Annotated in this window: 2 protein-coding genes; both read left to right on the forward strand. The window is 32.6% G+C overall.

Annotated elements, in window-relative coordinates; genetic code table 11:
- A partial coding sequence (locus QQK43_RS23680; RefSeq protein ID WP_284309628.1) for an NADH-quinone oxidoreductase subunit H occupies positions 1–536 on the forward strand: 536 nt, incomplete at its 5' end.
- Positions 537–639: 103 nt separating this feature from the next.
- Positions 640–1,173: an NAD(P)H-quinone oxidoreductase subunit I gene (ndhI, locus tag QQK43_RS23685; protein WP_284309629.1), complete on the forward strand. Its 534-nt coding sequence runs from the start codon at positions 640–642 to the stop codon at positions 1,171–1,173.
- Positions 1,174–1,214 lie beyond the last annotated feature (41 nt).

Here is a 1,214-nt window from a genome sequence, read left to right on the forward strand (position 1 = left end):
CCAACAGTTCAAGTACAGTTGATATAGTTGAAGCACAGTCAAAATATGGTTTTTTTGGATGGAATCTTTGGCGTCAGCCTATAGGTTTTCTGGTTTTTCTAATTTCTTCTTTGGCGGAATGTGAAAGATTACCCTTTGATTTACCAGAAGCGGAGGAAGAATTAGTAGCAGGTTATCAAACCGAATATTCTGGTATCAAATATGGTTTATTTTATCTTGTTTCTTACCTAAATTTATTAGTTTCCTCTTTATTTGTAACAGTTCTCTACTTAGGCGGGTGGAATTTGTCTATTCCCTATATATCCTTTTTTGGATTTTTCCAAATGAATAAAATGGTTGGAATTTTAGAAATGACAATGAGTATCTTTATTACATTAACTAAAGCTTATTTATTTCTCTTCATTTCTATCACAATAAGATGGACTTTACCCAGGATGAGAATGGATCAGTTATTAAATCTTGGATGGAAATTTCTTTTACCTATTTCCCTGGGCAATCTCTTATTAACAACTTCTTCCCAACTTGTTTCACTATAAAATAAGATAATACAATAACAGTAAGAATATTTTCAACACAAAAGTCCTCTCAAACAAGAGAAAGAAACATACCTTTTTCATAGATATTTCGAATATGTTCCCTATGGTAACTGGGTTCATGAGTTATGGTCAACAAACAATACGCGCAGCAAGGTACATTGGTCAAAGTTTCATAATTACCTTATCCCACACAAATCGTTTACCTATAACGATTCACTACCCCTATGAAAAATCAATTACATCGGAGCGTTTCCGGGGGCGAATCCACTTTGAATTTGATAAATGTATTGCTTGTGAAGTATGTGTTCGCGTATGCCCTATAGATCTACCTCTTGTGGATTGGAGATTTGAAAAGGATATTAAAAGGAAACAATTGCTTAATTATAGTATTGATTTCGGAGTTTGTATATTTTGTGGTAATTGTGTTGAGTACTGTCCGACAAACTGTTTATCAATGACTGAAGAATATGAACTTTCTACTTATGATCGTCATGAATTGAATTACAATCAAATTGCTTTGAGTCGGTTACCAATCTCCATAATGGGAGATTACACAATTCAAACAATTAGGAATTCAACTCAAAGTAAAATAGACGAAGAAAAATCTTGGAATTCAAGAACGATTACTGATTACTAGAATTTTTTTGTTAGAATCCAAAAGTTCTTTACTAACTAGAA

This window comes from Hydrogenophaga electricum (assembly GCF_030160815.1).
GTDB classification, from domain to species: domain Bacteria; phylum Pseudomonadota; class Gammaproteobacteria; order Burkholderiales; family Burkholderiaceae_C; genus Hydrogenophaga; species Hydrogenophaga electricum.